Annotated in this window: 17 protein-coding genes; 14 read left to right on the top strand and 3 right to left on the bottom strand. The window is 64.7% G+C overall.

Translation table 11 applies throughout. From position 1 onward, the window contains the following. Positions 1 to 235: 235 nt before the first annotated feature. From AC4FS3_RS18140 to AC4FS3_RS18130, 3 genes are all read left to right on the top strand, one after another. Positions 236 to 1,900 (top strand): electron transfer flavoprotein-ubiquinone oxidoreductase, encoded by a 1,665-nt coding sequence (locus AC4FS3_RS18140; RefSeq protein ID WP_491021695.1) that lies wholly within the window; start codon positions 236 to 238, stop codon positions 1,898 to 1,900. Between the two features lie 370 nt (positions 1,901 to 2,270). After that, a complete protein-coding gene (locus tag AC4FS3_RS18135; protein ID WP_491021694.1) occupies positions 2,271 to 4,142 on the top strand; it encodes a tetratricopeptide repeat protein in 1,872 nt (623 codons plus the stop codon). Next, positions 4,123 to 5,004 (top strand): 4-(cytidine 5'-diphospho)-2-C-methyl-D-erythritol kinase, encoded by an 882-nt coding sequence (locus AC4FS3_RS18130; protein WP_491021693.1) that lies wholly within the window; start codon positions 4,123 to 4,125, stop codon positions 5,002 to 5,004. The genes AC4FS3_RS18135 and AC4FS3_RS18130 overlap by 20 nt, the downstream gene beginning before the upstream one ends. Positions 5,005 to 5,132: 128 nt before the next feature. On the opposite strand, the gene AC4FS3_RS18125 is transcribed toward AC4FS3_RS18130, so the two are convergent. Next, the gene (locus AC4FS3_RS18125) at positions 5,133 to 5,468 is read right to left on the bottom strand and encodes a TIGR02300 family protein (RefSeq protein ID WP_092895770.1); all 336 of its coding nucleotides are present in this window, start codon (positions 5,466 to 5,468) and stop codon (positions 5,133 to 5,135) included. A gap of 168 nt (positions 5,469 to 5,636) precedes the next feature. Here AC4FS3_RS18125 and AC4FS3_RS18120 point away from each other — a divergent pair, with 168 nt between their 5' ends. Together AC4FS3_RS18120 and AC4FS3_RS18115 are read left to right on the top strand one after the other, a co-directional pair. After that, positions 5,637 to 6,329, top strand: a complete 693-nt coding sequence (locus AC4FS3_RS18120; protein ID WP_491021692.1) for a M48 family metallopeptidase — start codon at positions 5,637 to 5,639, stop codon at positions 6,327 to 6,329. Between the two features lie 75 nt (positions 6,330 to 6,404). After that, the gene (locus AC4FS3_RS18115) at positions 6,405 to 7,061 is read left to right on the top strand and encodes a GntR family transcriptional regulator (RefSeq protein WP_491021722.1); all 657 of its coding nucleotides are present in this window, start codon (positions 6,405 to 6,407) and stop codon (positions 7,059 to 7,061) included. Between the two features lie 3 nt (positions 7,062 to 7,064). Here the strand turns inward: AC4FS3_RS18115 and AC4FS3_RS18110 are convergent, their stop codons facing one another. Continuing rightward, positions 7,065 to 8,759: an acyl-CoA dehydrogenase family protein gene (locus AC4FS3_RS18110; RefSeq protein ID WP_491021691.1), complete on the bottom strand. Its 1,695-nt coding sequence runs from the start codon at positions 8,757 to 8,759 to the stop codon at positions 7,065 to 7,067. Between the two features lie 159 nt (positions 8,760 to 8,918). Here AC4FS3_RS18110 and AC4FS3_RS18105 point away from each other — a divergent pair, with 159 nt between their 5' ends. The 8 genes from AC4FS3_RS18105 to AC4FS3_RS18070 all read left to right on the top strand — a co-directional run bounded on the left by AC4FS3_RS18105 (position 8,919) and on the right by AC4FS3_RS18070 (position 16,230). Continuing rightward, the gene (locus AC4FS3_RS18105) at positions 8,919 to 9,878 is read left to right on the top strand and encodes an L-threonylcarbamoyladenylate synthase (protein WP_491021690.1); all 960 of its coding nucleotides are present in this window, start codon (positions 8,919 to 8,921) and stop codon (positions 9,876 to 9,878) included. Between the two features lie 122 nt (positions 9,879 to 10,000). Next, positions 10,001 to 11,785, top strand: coding sequence for a DNA polymerase III subunit gamma/tau (locus AC4FS3_RS18100; protein ID WP_491021689.1), 1,785 nt, complete (start codon positions 10,001 to 10,003; stop codon positions 11,783 to 11,785). 55 nt (positions 11,786 to 11,840) lie between these two features. Then, positions 11,841 to 12,194 carry a YbaB/EbfC family nucleoid-associated protein gene (locus AC4FS3_RS18095; protein ID WP_092895762.1) on the top strand — a complete coding sequence of 118 codons (354 nt, stop codon included), beginning with the start codon at positions 11,841 to 11,843 and terminating at the stop codon, positions 12,192 to 12,194. A gap of 13 nt (positions 12,195 to 12,207) precedes the next feature. Next, positions 12,208 to 12,813: a recombination mediator RecR gene (gene recR, locus AC4FS3_RS18090; RefSeq protein ID WP_491021688.1), complete on the top strand. Its 606-nt coding sequence runs from the start codon at positions 12,208 to 12,210 to the stop codon at positions 12,811 to 12,813. Between the two features lie 246 nt (positions 12,814 to 13,059). Next, on the top strand, positions 13,060 to 13,992 hold the full coding sequence (accD, locus tag AC4FS3_RS18085) for an acetyl-CoA carboxylase, carboxyltransferase subunit beta (RefSeq protein ID WP_491021687.1): 933 nt from the start codon (positions 13,060 to 13,062) through the stop codon (positions 13,990 to 13,992). A gap of 19 nt (positions 13,993 to 14,011) precedes the next feature. Next, a complete protein-coding gene (locus tag AC4FS3_RS18080) occupies positions 14,012 to 14,317 on the top strand; it encodes a monooxygenase (protein WP_491021686.1) in 306 nt (101 codons plus the stop codon). A 1-nt stretch (position 14,318) separates the two neighbouring features. After that, positions 14,319 to 15,602, top strand: coding sequence for a bifunctional folylpolyglutamate synthase/dihydrofolate synthase (locus AC4FS3_RS18075; RefSeq protein WP_491021685.1), 1,284 nt, complete (start codon positions 14,319 to 14,321; stop codon positions 15,600 to 15,602). Positions 15,603 to 15,840: 238 nt separating this feature from the next. Next, complete coding sequence (locus AC4FS3_RS18070; RefSeq protein ID WP_491021684.1) at positions 15,841 to 16,230, top strand: GNAT family N-acetyltransferase; 390 nt, start codon at positions 15,841 to 15,843, stop codon at positions 16,228 to 16,230. 160 nt (positions 16,231 to 16,390) lie between these two features. Here AC4FS3_RS18070 and AC4FS3_RS18065 read toward each other — a convergent pair whose 3' ends face one another. Beyond that, a complete protein-coding gene (locus AC4FS3_RS18065; RefSeq protein ID WP_349293845.1) occupies positions 16,391 to 16,951 on the bottom strand; it encodes a TetR/AcrR family transcriptional regulator in 561 nt (186 codons plus the stop codon). Between the two features lie 248 nt (positions 16,952 to 17,199). On the opposite strand from AC4FS3_RS18065, the gene mbfA reads away from it, so the two are divergent. Then, a complete protein-coding gene (mbfA, locus tag AC4FS3_RS18060; protein WP_491021683.1) occupies positions 17,200 to 18,177 on the top strand; it encodes an iron exporter MbfA in 978 nt (325 codons plus the stop codon). The last annotated feature ends 72 nt before the right edge of the window (positions 18,178 to 18,249 follow it).

The raw sequence follows: 18,249 nt of genomic DNA, 5'->3' as shown, positions 1-18,249 counted from the left end.
TCACCCGATGGGCAAAGAAAAAGCAAGGGCCATGGCGTCCTGCATGCGCGCCCTGTCGCTTAACGGCAAGAATATTGCCGCGGGCTGCGTCCCAATGGGATGATGCTGCAGCATGGTTGACGCGCGCCTGCCCATAGGGCAATCACGAGACGCCCGGCCAAACGGGGCCCAACAGGACTTCCCAGCCAGAATTTGCGGCGCCGACAGACCGCAGCAAGGAGCGAGAAAAAAGCCGATGACCGATCCCAACACAGCGATCACCCGCGAGTCGATGGAATATGACGTTGTGATCGTGGGCGCAGGGCCTTCGGGTCTTTCGGCGGCGATCCGTCTGAAACAGCTTGATCCCGATCTGAGCGTGGTCGTGCTGGAAAAAGGCTCTGAAGTCGGCGCGCATATTCTCTCAGGCGCGGTGCTGGATCCCGTCGGCCTCGATGCCCTGCTGCCTGACTGGCGCGAGATGGATGCACCGGTCAGGGTGCCGGTGAAAGAGGATAATTTCTATATCCTCGGCCCGGCCGGCAAGATCCGCATTCCGAATTTCCCGATGCCGCCTCTGATGAACAATCACGGCAATTACATCGTCTCGATGGCGAATGTCTGCCGCTGGATGGCAGGAGTGGCCGAGGGTCTCGGCGTCGAAATTTTCCCCGGCATGGCCTGCTCGCAGCTGGTCTGGTCCGAAGATGGCAAGAGGGTCGCCGGCGTCGTTGCCGGTGAATTCGGCCTTGATCCTGAAACCGCCCTTCCCGGCCCTGCCTATGAGCCCGGGATGGAGCTGCGCGGCAAATATGTCTTCCTCTCGGAGGGCGTGCGCGGCAGCCTCGCGAAAGAGGTGATCAAGAAGTTCGACCTCTCGCAGGGCCATTGTCCGCAGAAATTCGGCCTCGGCATGAAAGAGATCTGGGAGATTGACCCCGAAAAGCACCGCGAGGGCACCGTCACCCATACGATGGGCTGGCCTCTGGGTGGCAATGCGGGCGGTGGCTCCTTCATCTACCATCTTGAAAACAATCAGGTTTATGTCGGTTTCGTGGTTCACCTGAACTACAAGAACCCCCACCTTTACCCTTACATGGAATTCCAGCGTTTCAAGCATCACCCGATGGTGGCGGAACTGCTGAAAGGCGGCAAACGCGTGGCTTACGGCGCGCGGGCGATCTCGGAAGGTGGCTTCCAGTCGATCCCGAAAATGGTGGCGCCTGGCGTGGCGCTGCTGGGCTGCTCGGCCGGTCTCGTCAATGTGCCGCGCATCAAGGGCAACCATAACGCGATGCTCTCGGGCAAAGCCGCCGCGGAGGCCGCTTATGCGGCGATCAGCGCGGGACGCCAGGGCGATGAGCTGACCGATTACGAAACCGAGGTGCGGGCCGGCGCCATCGGGAAGGATCTGAAAAAGGTCCGCAATGTCAAACCGATGTGGTCGAAATGGGGTCTAAAGGCCTCGCTCACTCTCGGCGGGCTTGATATGTGGACCAACACGCTCGGCTTCTCGCTGTTCGGAACGCTGAAACATGGCAAGAACGATGCGGATTCGACCGGGAAGGCCAAGGATTACAAAAAGATCGACTATCCGAAACCGGATGGCGTTCTCTCCTTTGACCGGCTGACCAATGTGTCCTACAGCTTCACCAACCATGACGAGAACCAGCCCGCCCATCTGCGGCTGAAAGATCCTTCGGTGCCGATCCGCGTCAACCTGCCCGAATATGACGAGCCCGCGCAGCGCTACTGCCCGGCCGGCGTCTATGAGGTGCTGGGCGAAGGCCAGGATGCCAGCTTCCGCATCAATTTTCAGAACTGCGTCCATTGCAAAACCTGCGACATCAAAGACCCGTCGCAAAACATCAACTGGACCACGCCGATGGGCGGGGGCGGGCCGAACTATCCGAATATGTAAGGACCGGGCGCTGCGGTCAGCGAAGCCGAAATCCTCGCCTGACCGCCGCCCCTTATCCGCCGCACAGACTTGTAAAGAGCCTCGCCTGCACAACAGGGCCGTCATGATGCGGACCTCCTGCAAGGCTGTGGTGTAATTCCTGGCAGTCGGTTTCTTTTTTCCGGCTCATGGCGTGAACACCGTTTCACGAAGAGTTCACCCGCCAGCCCACTATGACAGGCAATCCTCACCCCGAACCGCTCCGCCCTGCATTGCGTGTTGCAAAACGGGGCGTTAGCTTCGGTCCCAGCACGGGCGCGTCCGAAAAGCCCGGCGGGGGTGGGCCAGGTCAGACGGGCTCCGCCAGAGGCAGTCCAGGGGGTATTCCGCAATGATCCGTTCTCTCCTTACGCTGACCACCGCGCTTGGTCTCAGCCTTTCGGGGCTTTCACCGGTGGTCGCGCAAGAGGCCTCTGCCACAGCGCAACCCGCTGATGTCACGACCGGAACTCCCGTCGACTCAGGCGCTTTCCTTGCCGCCCGCAATGCCGAAACCGCCGGTGATTTCCGCTCCGCCTCCGCCTGGTTCACCCAGGCGCTCAGCGTTGATCCCGACAACCGGCTGCTGATGGACGGCTCGATCTTCGCCCTGCTCAGCCTTGGCAAGATCGCCGATGCGGCGAGCATCGCCGAACATCGCCACGCCCTTATGCAAGAGGGCGACCAGCCCGCCCAGCTCGCCGATCTGGCGCAGATCAGCCAGGCTGGTCTGAACAGCGATTTCGCCGCCATCAGATCGGCGCTGGATGACGGGAAATCGATTGGCCCGCTGGTCGATGGACTTGCCCGCGCCTGGGCCGATATCGGTCAGGGCCGCATGACCGAGGCTCTGGGCGAATTTGACGAGATTGCCGAACGCCGCGGGCTCGAGGCGCATGGCATCTATCACAAAGCACTGGCGCTCGCACTGGCAGGCGATTTCGAGGGCGCCGACAAGGCGCTGTCGGCACCCGGTCTGGGGCTGAACCGGCGCGGGGTGCTGGCGCATGTGCAGATCCTGTCGCAGCTTGAGCGCAATGACGACGCCATCGCGCTGATCGACAAGACCTGGGGCACCACGCCCGAGCCCTTGGCCGAGGTGTTGCGCGCCCGGCTTGTCGCCGGCGAGACCATCCCCTTCGACACGGTGAAAGACGCGCGCGAAGGCATGGCCGAGGTGTTCTGGTCACTGGCCACCCTGCTGAGTGGCGAGGCGGAGCCGGCTTTTGTCCAGCTGAACTGCCGCATCGCCGTTGCGCTGAAACCCGATCATGACGATGCGATCCTGCTCGGGGCGGCGATGCTCGACCAGATGGGAGAATACGACCTGGCCGAAGCGGCCTATGATGAGTTTTCGCCCGATCACCCGTCCTGGTATGATGCCCAGCTCGGCCGCGCCAATGCGCTTTATTCCGCCGGTCGCAAAGAGGCGGCGATCGAAGTGCTGAAACAGCTGACCCGCAGCCATGGCAAGCTGCTGGTCGTCCAGGTCGCGCTTGGCGACATGCTGCGCAATGAACAACGCTGGGCCGAATCAGAGGCGGCCTATAGCGTGGCAATCGGCCTTCTGCCAGATCCGCCGCCGCGCGCGGCCTGGCTGCTTTACTTCAGCCGGGGGGCGATGCGGGAACGTCAGAACCTCCATACCGGCGCCGATCTCGATTTCCGCGAGGCGCTGCGCATCAATCCGGGTCAGCCGGAAGTGCTCAATTATCTCGGATACAGCCTGCTGGAACGGCGCCAGGACCTTGATGAGGCGCTGGCCATGATCAAACAGGCCGTGGCCGGAGCGCCCGATTCGGGCATGATCCTCGACAGTCTCGCCTGGGCCTATTTCATGCTTGGTCGCTATCAGGAGGCATTGCAGCCGATTGAACAGGCCTCGCTGCTGGAACCCCTTGAGGCCGAGATCACCGATCATCTCGGCGATATCTACTGGATGAACGGGCGCAAGCGGGAAGCCGAATTCCAGTGGCACCGGGCGCTGTCTTACGGACCGGAAGCCGCCGACGCGATCCGTATCCGGCGCAAGCTGGAGATCGGCCTTGATGCGGTGATGGCCGAAGAGGCCGCCCGGGCCCCTGCGCGCCCCGCCTCCCCCCCGGGTGCTCCTGCCCCGGCTACGGCTCCCGCCCCGGCGGACGGCACCGCCGTCGCGCCAGATGGCGATAGTGAGGGCGACGTCGAGGGCAGCCCGCCGGAGGATGCCCCTGCCGAGAATTGAGCCCATCCGCGAATTCGCGCCTGCGAAGGTCAATCTCTGCCTGCATGTCACCGGGCAGCGGGCCGATGGCTATCACCTGCTGGACAGCCTGGTGATTTTTGCAGGCATCGGCGACTGGCTGGAGACGGCGCCGGCCGCTGGCCCCGCGCTTGAGCTGACCGGCCCCTTCGGACCGGCATTGCCCGGTGGTGCGGAGAACCTTGTCTCGCGCGCCGCAGCAGCGATCCTGCCGGGGCTGTCCCTGGCGTTCCGGCTGGAAAAGCACCTGCCGCCGGCCTCAGGCATCGGCGGCGGATCTTCGGATGCGGCGGCTGCGATCCGTGCCGCCCTGCGGCTGGCCCCGCCCGGGGCGCGGCCTGACCCGGCGGAGATTGCCCGTATCGCGGCGCGGCTTGGTGCAGATGTGCCGGTCTGCCTGAGCCCTGGCCCTGCCAGGATGCGCGGCATCGGCGAAATCATCGAACCACTGACCGGCTTCCCCTCGGGCGGGATTCTCCTCGTCAATCCTGGTGTCGGGGTCCCCACGCCGGCGGTATTTCGTGCCCTGACCCGCCGCGAGAACCCGCCTTTGCCGCCGCGACTTCCCTCCTGGCCCGATATCACCACGCTTGCCGCCTGGGCCAGGAACCAGCGCAATGACCTGGAGAAGCCCGCGCGCGAGGTCGCCCCGGTGATCGGCGCGGTGCTGGACCAGCTCAACGCGCTTCCTGGCACACTGATGGCGCGGATGTCCGGCTCGGGCGCCACCTGTTTCGCGCTTTTTGCCGATGAAGCAGCAGCCAGTGCCGCGCTGCCGATGATCGCCCGCGCCAATCCCGGCTGGTGGGCAAAGGCAGGCCCGATCCTGCCCGGGCCCGGCTGAGCACCCGACAGGATCTGCCCGGTCTGCCCCCGACCTGCCCCGCAGGGCGAAATGAAAAAGACCCGCCAGAGGCGGGTCTTTTCCTGTTTCACAAGGCATGCCCCGCGGAACGTTTCTGCAGGCTTGCCTCAGCCCTCTTCGTCGCTTCCGGCCACATCGGCCAGCTCGTCGAGCGAGACATTGTCATCGGCATCATCTTCGAGCAGATCATCGTCGATATCATCATCGCCGCCTTCTGCCGTTTCCAGCAGATCTTCTTCGGCTTCGAGATCGTCGACCAGAACCTCATCGTCCTTCTCGGGCGAAACGCGCGAGATCACCGCAGCCGCCAGCTTGCGGCGGGCCGATTCGATATCCACAACCTCGCCGGTATAGGGGCTGACCACCGGCGTCCGGTTCAGGTCATAGAACCGTTTACCGGTCGTCGGGCACAGTCGCTTGGTGCCCCAGTCTTCCTTGGCCATGGGTTGTCCCTTCACTTTCGCCCTGATGACAGGGTAATCCGAACGCTGCCCCTTGCCACAGGCCGGGGCGGCTGTCAAAGCCTTTTGCATAAGCCGTCAGATGCGCCTCTACCGGCGCGGAATCAAGCCGGACGGCGTGTGAATTGTGGCCTCTGGAACGAGAATTTGATGCTGTTGCTGCCCGGACCGCCGCCGGTCGAGATCAATATGCGCCGCTCGGCCCGGGCCAGGCGGTTCTCGCTCAGGGTTTCGCGACTCGATGGCAAGGTGACGCTGACGCTGCCGCCGCGCGCAAAAGACCGCGACGCGCTGAGTTTTTTGCGTGATCAGGAAGGCTGGCTGAGGAATGTGCTGGCTTCGATGCCGATGGCACGGCTGGTGCCGGTCAGCCATGGGGCAGAGCTGCCGGTTTTGGGCCGGATGATGCGAATCACGCCCTCCGAAGGGCGCGGCGTCCGGGTCGAGGGCGACAGCCTCCTGGTGCCGGGTCGGCCGGATCAGGCCGGCGCGAAGGTGGCGGCCTGGCTCAAGGCGCTGGCGCGCGACCGGCTGGCCTATAGTTCAACCCATTACGCGGGACTTGTCGGGCGCAGCTATACGCGGCTGGTTTTGCGCGACACACGGTCCCGCTGGGGATCTTGCAGCCATGACGGCACGCTGATGTATTCCTGGCGCCTTGCCATGGCGCCGCGCGAGGTGCTTGACTATGTCGCAGCGCATGAGGTCGCGCATCTGGTCGAAATGAACCATTCCGCCGATTTCTGGGCAGTGGTCACAAAAATCCGCCCCGGCTGGAAGGCCGAACGCGACTGGCTGAAACGCGACGGCCAGACGCTGCACCGCTACAGTTTCGCGGGCTGAACACACCATGCCCGCCCCCGTTCCCGTCCCGATACCGGTTGACCCCGCTTTGCGCAGGATGTTCCGATGCCCGCCATGATCATTCCTGCCGGCCCCCGTCCGCCCGACCCCAATGCCGCCGCGCATGAGCGGCTCTACCGTGTCCTGCGCCAGCAGGTGATGCATGGTGAACTGGCGCCCGGCCAGTCGCTGACGCTGCGCGGGCTCGCGAAAGATTTCGGCGTCTCGATGACGCCCGCGCGCGAGGCTTTGCGCCGCCTTGTGGCCGAAGGCGCGCTGACGCTGTCCTCCTCGGGGCGGGTGTCCACGCCGGAGCTGACACCCGAGCGGATCGAGGAACTGGCGGCGATCCGCGCCATGCTGGAGCCGGAACTGGCCGCCCGCGCCCTGCCCCGCGCGCATTTCGCGCTGATCGAGCGGCTGGCGGCGATCAACACCGCCAATACCGAGGCCGTCGCGCGCCACGATGCGGTCGCCTATGTCCGGACCAATCTGGAATTTCACCGCACCCTGTATCTGCGCGCCCAGGCCCCCGCGATGCTCGCGATGTGCGAGACGGTCTGGCTGCAGCTGGGCCCCACGATGCGGGCGCTTTACGCGCGTCTGCGGCGGCGCGAGGCGCCGCCCTATCACCGGATGATCCTTGCGGCGCTGAAGGCCGGTGACGAGCCGGGGCTGCGCCTTGCCGTCAGAACCGATGTGACCCAGGGGCTGCGCCACCTCGCCGGATAAGGCTCAGCCGAGCATCGCGACCGGCACCGCGTAAAGATCCGCCGCGCGCTGGCGCGCCGCGGAAAGCAGGAAGAGCGCATCCTCTGTGAGACGGGTGAGCATCACCCGCGCCAGCGGCAGACGCTTCGGATCGGCCTGCGCTGCGCGCAGATGTGCATCCGCCCCCAGCACCAGCGCGAAAGCGCGCAGATAGGGCACCGCACCAGCGAAACGGTCGTTCATCTCCATCTCAAGCAGCGCGCCGGTCGCCTCCCGCAACGATCTCGCCACCGTGCCGAGGCTCGCCGCGAGCTCCGGCCAGTGTTCCTCCGCCGCGATGCCGCGGGCGATGACCCCGTCGATCAGCTCAAAGGCCACCGCACCGCCATCGGCCAGTTTGCGCCCGACCAGATCCATCGCCTGGATGCCATTGGTGCCCTCGTAGATCGCGGTGATCCTGGCATCGCGCAGATACTGCGCGGCGCCGGTTTCCTCAATGTAGCCCATGCCACCATGCACCTGCACCCCCATATCGGCGACCTCAATGCCGATATCCGTGCCAAAGGCCTTGGCGATGGGCGTCAGGAACGCTGCCCGCGCCGCCCAGGCGGCATCGCCGGTCGCGCTGGCCATATCGATCGCTTTGGCACAGGTAAGGCCGATCGCCCGCGCCGCAAAGATTTTGGCGCGCGCCTCAGTCAGCATGCGGCGGATATCGGCATGGCCAATGATCGTGGCAGAGCCATCCGGTGTCCGGCCCTGCACCCGCTCCTGCGCGAAACCCACGGCTTTTTGCAGCGCCGCCTCGGCCACGCCGACGCCTTGCATTCCCACACCCAGGCGGGCGTTGTTCATCATGGTGAACATGGCAGCCATGCCCTTGCCCGGCCCGCCCACCATCCAGCCTGTGGCCTGATCGAATTCCATCACGCAGGTCGGGCTGCCATGAATGCCGAGCTTATGTTCCAGGCTGACCACCCGCAGATTATTCGCCTGCCCCGGATTTCCCGCCGCATCCGGCAGGTATTTCGGAACCAGGAACAGCGAGATGCCCTTCACCCCCGGCGCCGCATCCGGCAGCCGCGCCAACACCAGATGGCAGACATTCGACACCAGATCCGAATCGCCCCAGGTGATAAAGATCTTCTGGCCACTGATCCGGTAGCTGCCATCCTCTGCCGGCACCGCGCGCGTGGTCAGGGCACCGACATCCGACCCGGCCTGCGGCTCGGTCAGGTTCATCGTGCCCGACCATTCGCCCGAAATCAGCTTCGGCAGATAAAGCGCTTTCAGCGCGTCCGAAGCGTGATGCTCCAGCGCTTCGATCTGCCCCTGGCTCAGGAGCGGTTTCAGCTGCAAGGACAGGCAGGCGCCGGCAAGCATCTCGTTGACGCAGGTCGCCAGCACATGCGGCAGCCCCATACCGCCATATTCCGCACTGGCCGAGACCCCGACCCAACCGCCCCCGGCGACGGCACGGTAGGCGCGATCAAAGCCGGGCGAGGCGCGCAGCACACCGTTTTCCAGCCGCGCAGGTGTCAGGTCGCCATTGCGGTTGACCGGCGCCACCACTTCATCGCAAAGCCGCGCCGCACCATCAAGGATCGCGCTCACCATGTCGGGCGAGGCCTCGGCAAAATGATCTGTCGCGGAAATTTCGGCAAAATCAATGATGTGATCCAGAATGAATCGCTGATCCGCAGCGGGTGCATGGCGCATAGTCTGGTCTCCGGCGGGCCGCTGCGCCGGGGCCGGAGCCCGGGAACGGTCTTGTCTGATCTGTCGAGGTCCAATATGCGCAAAAGCATAACAAATGCCCCTCACCCGCAAGACAGACGCTGCGTCACAATCGCCGGACGTCACATGCCAGGATCAGGAATGCGCCAGACCGAACTCCTTGCTGCCACCGATCACGGCATCGCCCGCGCGGCCCGGCTCCTGCGTGAGGGCGAGTTGGTCGCCTTCCCTTCCGAGACGGTCTACGGGCTCGGGGGGGATGCGCGTCTCGACAGCACAGTCGCGCGGATTTTCGAGGCCAAGGGACGGCCCTCTTTCAACCCGCTGATCGCGCATCTGCCGGATCTGGCGGCGGCAGAGCATTATGTGACCTTCACGCCAGAGGCGCTTTTGCTGGCGGAACATTTCTGGCCGGGGCCTCTGACGCTCGTACTGCCGCTCAGATCCGGTGCGGGGATCTCGCCGCTGGCGACCGCCGGTCTTTCCACCCTTGCCGTCCGGGTGCCGGCGCATCCGGTGGCGCGGGCCCTCCTGCGCGCGTTCGGCGGTCCGCTGGCAGGGCCCTCGGCCAATCCCTCGGGCAGGGTCTCACCGACCAGGGCCTCGCATGTGATGGCAGGGCTGGAAGGCCGGATCGCGGCGGTGCTGGATGGCGGCGCCTGCGAGGTGGGGGTGGAATCGACGATCCTGGGCTTTGGCGACGGGGTTCAGCTTTTGCGGCCCGGCGGCGTGCCCGTCGAAGCTCTGGAAACCGTGCTGGGGCAGCGGATTGCACCGCATATGACGCCGAAAGCACCTGACCGCCCCACGGCGCCGGGCCAGCTCGGATCGCATTACGCGCCGGGCGCGCTGGTGCGGCTGGAGGCAAGAGCAGCCGAAACCGGCGAGATTCTCATAGGCTTCGGCGAGGTAAAAGGCGATCTGACCCTGTCCGAACATGGTGACCTCGTGGAGGCTGCGGCGCGGCTCTTTCACATCCTGCGCGAAGCCGATGTGCTTGCAGGTACAGAAGGCCGCATCGCCTTTGCGCCGATCCCGGAAACCGGTCTTGGCCAGGCCATCAATGATCGCCTGCGCCGGGCCGCCGCGCCCCGCCCGTAACGTGCGCCGGTTTCTTCATCAAGAAACCGGACCGGAATTCGTCACGAATTCCGGCGCCAGCGGCAGCCGGTTGCCGAAAGCGACGCCTGTGCTTAGATTGAGCCAGAGCCACAGGAGGCCAGATGTCCGACCAATCGCCGCAGGCTTATAAAGTTCTCGCCCGCAAATACCGCCCCGAGACCTTCGCCGATCTTGTCGGCCAGGAGGCGATGGTCCGCACCCTGAAAAACGCCTTCGCCGCCGGCCGCATTGCCCAGGCTTTCGTGATGACCGGCATTCGTGGCACCGGTAAGACCACCACCGCCCGTATCATCGCCAAGGGGCTGAACTGCATCGGCGCTGACGGCCAGGGAGGCCCCACGACCGAGCCCTGCGGCAAATGCGAGCATTGCGTCTCGATCTCGGAGGGCCGCCATGTCGATGTGATGGAGATGGACGCGGCCTCAAACACCGGTGTCGGCGATATCCGCGAGATCATCGATTCGGTGCATTACCGGGCGGCCTCGGCCCGCTACAAGATCTACATCATCGACGAAGTGCATATGCTTTCCGTCAACGCCTTCAACGCGCTCCTGAAGACGCTTGAAGAGCCGCCCGCCCATGTGAAATTCATCTTCGCCACCACCGAGATCCGCAAGGTTCCGGTCACCGTCCTGTCGCGCTGCCAGCGGTTTGATCTGCGTCGGATCGAACCCGAGGTGATGATGGCCCTCCTGCGCCGTATCGCAGGCGCTGAGGGTGCTGATATTTCCGAGGATGCGCTGGCGCTAATCACCCGCGCAGCCGAGGGCTCTGCCCGCGACGCGACCTCGATCCTCGACCAGGCGATCAGCCATGGCCAGGGCGAGACGACCGCGCCCGCCGTCCGCGCCATGCTGGGCCTCGCCGACCGCGGCCGCACGCTGGATCTCTTTGACATGGTGATGAAGGGCCAGGCCTCTGATGCGCTGGCAGAACTTGCGCAGCAATATGCCGAAGGCGCCGATCCGATGGCCGTCCTGCGCGATCTGGCCGAGATCACCCACTGGATTTCGGTGATCAAGGTCACGCCCCAGACCGCCGAAGACCCGACTGTGCCGCCGGACGAGCGCAGCCGGGGCCTTGAAATGGCCGAAAAACTGCCAATGCGGGCGCTGACCCGGATGTGGCAGATGCTCCTGAAAGCGCTGGAAGAGGTCGGACAGGCCCCCAATGCGATGATGGCGGCTGAGATGGCGATCATCCGCCTTACCCATGTGGCCGAGCTTCCCGATCCGGCGACCCTGATGCGGCGGCTGAATGACGGGCCGCGCCCCCCGGGCAATGGACCGGGCGGCTCTGGCCCCGGTGGTGGTGGCATGGCAGGCGGCGCTCCGGCGGGCGGCGGCGCGGTGCATGGCGCGATGCGGCTCGCCCCGATGGCGCGCGGCCCGGCCCATGGAGCGATGATGGCGGCGGCGCCCGCGCTGAATGGCCAGCCCGAGGTGATCTATACCTCGTTTGATCAGATCGTGGCGCTGATCCGCGAGAAACGCGATATGCAGCTGCTGGTCGAGGTCGAGACCGGCCTGCGCCTCGTGCAATATGCGCCCGGCCGGATCGAGTTCGAACCCGCCCCCGGTGCTTCGCGCGATCTGGCGGCCAAACTCTCGCAACGCCTCCAGGGCTGGACCCGCAGCCGCTGGGGCGTCTCGGTGGTCGCCAGCGGCGGCGCCCCCACCATCGCCGAAATCCGCGAGGAAGAACGGCGTGAGGCGGAAACCGGCGCCTTGCAAAACCCGCTGGTGAAAGCGGTGCTGACGGCCTTCCCCAAAGCGAAAATCACCGATATCCGGACGGCAAGCTCTGCCGAAGCGGAGGCCGCGCTCGAGGCCCTGCCCGAGGTCGAGGCGGCGGATGGCGATGACTGGGACCCGTTCGAGGAATAACCCTGCCCGCAGCCCTGGGCGCAGCAGTCAGCGGTAAACACAAAGGAAGAAACCGATGTTCAAAGGTCTTGGTGGTCTCGGCGGGATTGGCGATATGGCCAAAATGATGAAAGCCGCCCAGGAAATGCAGACGAAAATGGCCGATCTGCAGGAGAGCCTCGCAAACAGCGTAGTGGTGGGCGAAAGCGGCGCCGGCCTCGTGAAGGCGCGCGCGACCTGCAAGGGCGATGTGACCGGGCTTGATATCGACCCGTCAATCCTGGTGCCTTCGGAAAAGGAAGTGCTGGAGGATCTGATTCTCGCCGCGATCCGCGATGCACAGTCGCGCGCCGCCACGAAATCCGCAGACGAGATGCGCCGCCTGACCGAACAGCTCGGGCTGCCGGCCGATATGAAACTTCCGTTCTGATGCCGGCGCCCCAGTGACGCGCGCGCCTGACGAGACCGGGATCGAAACGCTGATCCAGCTGATGTCGCGGCTGCCGGGCCTCGGCCCGCGCTCGGCCCGGCGCGCGGTCCTGGCCATGCTGAAACGCCGCGCTCAGGTCATGGCGCCGCTGGCACAATCGCTGGCCGAAGTGGCACTGAACGCCCGCGACTGCCGGATTTGCGGCAATATCTCGACCGCCGATCTCTGCCCGATCTGCCAGGACCCGTCCCGCGCCACCGGAGAGCTTTGCGTGGTCGAAGATGTCGCCGATCTCTGGGCCCTGGAACGCGCAGGCGTGTTTCGCGGCCGCTACCAGGTGCTCGGAGGCACGCTTTCGGCGCTGGACGGGCTTGGTCCCGAAGAGCTGGGCATCCCGCGACTTGTCGCAAGGGTCTCGGACGAGGCGGTCACCGAAGTGATCCTCGCGCTGAGCGCAACCATCGACGCACAAACCACCGCGCATTACATCGCCGATGCGCTGACGGTCACCACAGCGCAGATCACCACGCTTGCCCAGGGCGTGCCGGTCGGCGGCGAACTCGACCATCTCGATGACGGCACGCTCGGAGCCGCTTTGCGGGCGCGGCGCAAACTCTGAAATCGCAAGGCTTTTTGCAGGCTGCGGATGCCTCCGGCGGGGATATTTAAGGACAGAAAATTCAGCAATTCTTCTGCCTCATTTTCTGTCTCTAAATATCCCGGGGGTGAGCGGCAAAGCCGCGAGGGGGCTGGCCCCCTCTTCGCCGCCAGGCCCAGGCCTTTGCATTGCATTCAGGGCGCCGGGGCCTTATCTCGGAACCCAAACCTCAGACCCCCGAAACGTCCCCGGTGGAAAGGCCTGCATATGAACTGGATCACCAATTACGTCCGCCCGAAGATCAACTCGCTCTTCTCGCGGCGCGAGGTGCCCGAGAACCTGTGGACCAAATGTCCGGAATGCGGAACCATGCTGTTCCATCGTGAGCTCGAGGCCAATCTCAATGTCTGCTCGAATTGTGATCACCATATGGCGATCAGCCCGCGGGATCGCTTTACCGCGCTGTTCGACGGCGGCATTTTCACGGAAGTGAAGGTTCCCGAACCGATCTCCGATCCGCTGCATTTCCGCGACCAGAAGAAATATCCTGACCGCCTGAAGGCCGCACAGAAATCGACCGGCGAGAAAGAGGCGATGCTGGTCGCCGAGGGCGAGATCGGCCGCACCCCCATCGTTGCCGCCGCGCAGGATTTCGCCTTTATCGGCGGCTCGCTGTCGATGTATGTCGGCAATGCCTTCATCGCCGGCGCCGAGCGCGCGGTTCAGATGAAGAAGCCCTTCGTGGTCTTTTCCGCCGCCGGCGGCGCCCGGATGCAGGAGGGGATCCTTGCCCTTATGCAGATGCCGCGCACGACCGTGGCGATCCAGATGCTGAAAGAGGCGGGGCTTCCCTATATCGTGGTGCTGACGCATCCGACCACCGGCGGTGTCACGGCCTCTTACGCGATGCTGGGCGATGTGCAGATCGCCGAACCCAATGCGCTGATCTGCTTCGCCGGGCCGCGCGTGATCGAGCAGACCATCCGCGAAAAGCTCCCCGAAGGGTTCCAGCGCGCAGAATATCTGCTGGATCACGGCATGCTTGACCGCGTCACCCATCGCAAATCCATGCGGGAAGAGCTGATCACCATCCTCAGGATGCTCACCGGCCAGCCTCCGGCAATACGCGCCGATCTTGCCGCCCCCGAGCCGGCCCAGGTCGGGACCACTGCTCCGGCCCCCGAAACACCCCAAAGCTGATCTAGGAAAGGCATTCGCAATGTCTGTCACACTTCTTCAGTTCGATTTCCCCTTCACGGGCCCCTGGGGGGCTGGGATGACTGCGGCAATGGAGGACCTGGCACAGGATATCGCCGGAGAGCCGGGGCTTTTGTGGAAGATCTGGACCGAGAACCAGGACAACAGCCGCGCAGGCGGAATCTACCTCTTCGCCTCGGCTGACGCGGCAGAAGCATACCGCGAAAAACATTCGGCCCGGCTCGCAGCCTTCGGCATCACCGGCATCGTCGCGCATGCTTTTGCGGTGAATGACGCGCTGTCCGCCATCACGCGCGCGCCGCTCTGACATGACCATGCCAGACAGCACCGGATCGGACGCGATCCTCGAGCGGATGATGAGCTTTCATCCAAAAATCATCGACCTGACGCTTGACCGCGTGCATCGTCTTCTGGCCGCTCTCGGCCACCCGGAGCGTAACCTGCCGCCGGTGATCCATCTCGCGGGAACCAATGGCAAGGGCTCGACCCAGGCGATGATCCGCGCCGGGCTCGAGGCCTCGGGCGCAAAGGTCCATGCCTATACCTCGCCGCATCTGGCCCGGTTCCACGAGCGGATCCGGCTCGCGGGCGAGCTGATTTCGGAACCGGCTCTGATGGCACTGCTGGATGAATGCATTGCCGCCAATAGCGGTGAGCCGATCACATTTTTTGAAATCACCACCGTCGCGGCGATGCTCGCTTTTTCGCGGGTTCCGGCGGATTTCACGCTGCTTGAGGTCGGGCTTGGCGGGCGGCTTGATGCCACCAATGTCGTAGACCAGCCGCGGCTGTCGATCATCACGCCGGTCTCGATCGACCATCAGCAATATCTCGGCGAGACGCTGCCCGAAATCGCCGGCGAGAAAGCCGGGATCATCAAGCGCGGTGTGCCTGTCGTGGTCGGCCCCCAGGAAGAGGCGGGCCTCGCGGTGATCGAGGCAAAGGCCGCCCGTCTTGGCGCACCGGTCTTTGCCTTCGGTCAGCACTGGCAGATCGCCGAAGAACGCGGCCGGATGGTTTACCAGGACGAAAACGGCCTGCTGGATCTGCCCCTGCCCAATCTGCCGGGGCCGCATCAGATCCAGAATGCCGGGGCGGCGATTGCCGCGCTGCGCCATCTCGGCCGGGATGAGGCCGCCTGCGAGGCCGCCGTCACCCGCGCCATCTGGCCCGCCCGGATGCAACGTCTGACGCAAGGCCCGCTTGCGGCATCGGCGCCGGGCATCGAGCTCTGGCTTGATGGGGGTCACAATCCGGCAGGCGGCGATGCAGTGGCGGCAACGCTTGCCCGCATGCCCGCGCGCGACACTTACGCGATTTGCGGCATGCTCAACACCAAGGATGTGACGGGCTATATGCGCCCGCTCGCCCCCGCGCTGCGGCGCCTGATCGCGGTCGAGATCCCGGGCGAGCCGAACACCCTGCCGGCCACGGCAACGCGCGATGCAGCTGCAACCGCCGGGATCCCTGCCGCAGTTGCAGGATCCGTCCAGGCCGCGCTTGACGAAATTGCCGCCGGGGCGCCCGAAGCACGGGTGTTGATCTGCGGCTCGCTCTATCTCGCGGGGCAGATCCTCAAAGAGAATGGCTGAGCCAGGCGCCCGGCCATTTCTTTGCAAAGTACTGTGCCAGAGGACCGTTTTGCGTTTCGGCCGCAGCGGATGCCAACCCGCCATCCTCGCATAATTGCCGGGGTGGTCTTCAGGCTCCTTAACGGGACCGGGGTGCCATTGGTCTGATTGACTGACCAAAGGACCGGACACGGCCATAAGCCCAGGAAAGGGTGCAACCCTGATAACCCGAATTGCCGACGCCCAGGACCTGCCGGCTTTGCGGGACCTGTTCCTGCGATCCAGACGCTCGGCCTTCGTCTGGGAGGAACGGTCCTCGCTGCGTGCCGAGGATTTCGACATTCAGACAGTCGATGAACTGAAATATGTCGCAGTGGATGCCGGTCGGATTCTGGGGTTCATCTCGGTCTGGGAGCCCGACAGTTTCATCCATCACCTGCATGTTAACCCGGGGCTTCCACGCCGTGGCATCGGGTCAGCCCTTCTCAGGGCCTTGCCCGGCTGGCCAACCGCCCCCTACCGTCTCAAATGCGTCGCAGTGAACACCCCGGCACTTGCTTTCTATCGGGCAAATCAGTTCACGCAGGCAGGTGATGGCCATGCGGATGGTCAGGATTATCTGCTGCTTCAGTCGGGCGGCATCCCGTAACCTTAAGCGGTGCCCGGGCCCAGCCTGAGATCCTGCACAACGCAACCCTGCGTCCCTCAGGGAATGGCTGGCCTTGGCTCTTTGCGTTGACAGATTGCCGCCGAGGCGGGCTGGCCTGCCGGTCATGGCCGGCCCAGAGGACGCCCGGAGAGCGCGCGCCTCAGCCTTTCGCCCCGTAGCGCGCCATGAACATCTCCACCGTGGCCGTGACCGCGCGCTCGATCTCTTCGGGATGGATATCATCGACGAGGTTCAGCATCGCCCGGTCATGGACTGTCGATTTCGCCAGCTGCACGAACTGATCCACCGCCAGGTCGAAATCCGCGATCTCCAGCTCGCCGCGTGCCGCCAGTTCGCGCAGGCGGATCTCCAGCCGGCCCCTGACCATCCCCGGTCCATTCACATAGAACTGCCGCGCCAGCTCGGGAAAGCGCGACACTTCGCCAACCACAAGCCGGAAGAGCTGCCGCCCGAAATCCGACAGCGCAAAGCGGATCACCCGCCGCGAGGACTGAGCCAGAAACTCGCGCGCCGGGGGCGTCTGCGTCATATCCGCCTCGGCAAGGCTGGCCTGGCGCTGGCATTCGACGCTGAACACCTCGGCAAACATCACGCGTTTGTCGGGGAAGTAGGAATAGAGCGTGGCCTTGGAAACCCCGGCCTCGCGGGCGATCTCATCGACCGATGCGCCTTCAAACCCATCGCGCAGGAAAACACGCAATGCGCCTTCCTGAACCTGATCAAATTTTCGGCCTCTGCGGACCTCGGAGTCGGAAATACATGTCATAACAGCAGCATCATGGCCGCGGGTCGGGCAGTTGGCAACCATGAGGCTTGTCAATTCGCCCCCGGGCCAGATTTTCCGGCTGGCCTTCCGGCAGCGCAGCAGGCTAGCTGACCGCAATGCAGCATATCGCGCAAAGATGGTGCAGGGGTGCTTTAGTGATGCCGCTGTGATGGAGGTCCGAGATGTTGACCGCGCTCTCATCCCGCCGCCGGCTCCGGGATCTCTCGGAGAAAGAGATCCTCGCTCTGGCGATCTCGTCAGAAGAAGATGACGCGCGCATTTACCGCCATTACGCCGACCGTCTCCGGGAGGAATACCCCGCCAGCGCAGCGGTGTTTGACGGGATGGCGCTTGAGGAAGATGGCCATCGCCGCGCGCTGATCGACCTTTTCACCAGCCGGTTCGGCCAGGTGATCCCACTGATCCGGCGCGAACATGTGGCAGGGTTCCATATGCGCAGGCCGGTCTGGCTGAAGACGCAGATGTCGCTGGACGTGATCCGGGCAGAGGCGGCAAAAATGGAACGCGAGGCCGGCGCCTTCTATGAAAGCGCCGCCGCCCATGCCACCGATGCCGCGACGCGCAAATTGCTGGGCGATCTGGCCCAGGCGGAATCGGCCCATGAACGGGCGGCCGATCAGCTGACAAAGACCCATCTGAGCGACGATGCCAGTGCTGCCGAAAGCCAGACGGAAAAGCGCCAGTTCATCCTGACCTGGGTACAGCCAGGCCTTGCCGGGCTGATGGATGGCTCGGTCTCGACGCTCGCGCCGATCTTCGCCACGGCTTTCGCGACGCAAGACACCCATACGACCTTTCTGGTGGGGCTGGCCGCTTCGGTCGGCGCCGGGATCTCGATGGGCTTTACCGAAGCCGCGGCGGATGATGGCCGGATCTCGGGGCGCGGCAGCCCACTCAAGCGCGGGATCGCGACCGGAGTGATGACGGCGCTTGGCGGGCTTGGCCATGCGCTGCCTTATCTGATCCCGAACTTCCACCTGGCCACCACCATCGCGATGATCGTGGTGTTCTTCGAGCTCTGGGCCATCGCCTGGATCCAGAACCGCTATATGGAGACGCCTTTCCTGCGTGCGGCCTTCCAGGTCGTGCTGGGCGGCGCGCTGGTCTTCGCCGCCGGTGTGCTGATCGGCGGCGGATAGCCGCGCCCGCGCCCCTTGCTCCGGCGCGGCAATAACTCCATGGTGGCGCCAAAGCCGGAGGAGGCCGGGATC

Source organism: Pseudogemmobacter sp. TB195 (genome assembly GCF_058313095.1).
The sequence above is the reverse complement of the archived record's forward strand: the minus strand, read 5'-3'. Positions and strand labels throughout refer to the sequence as shown.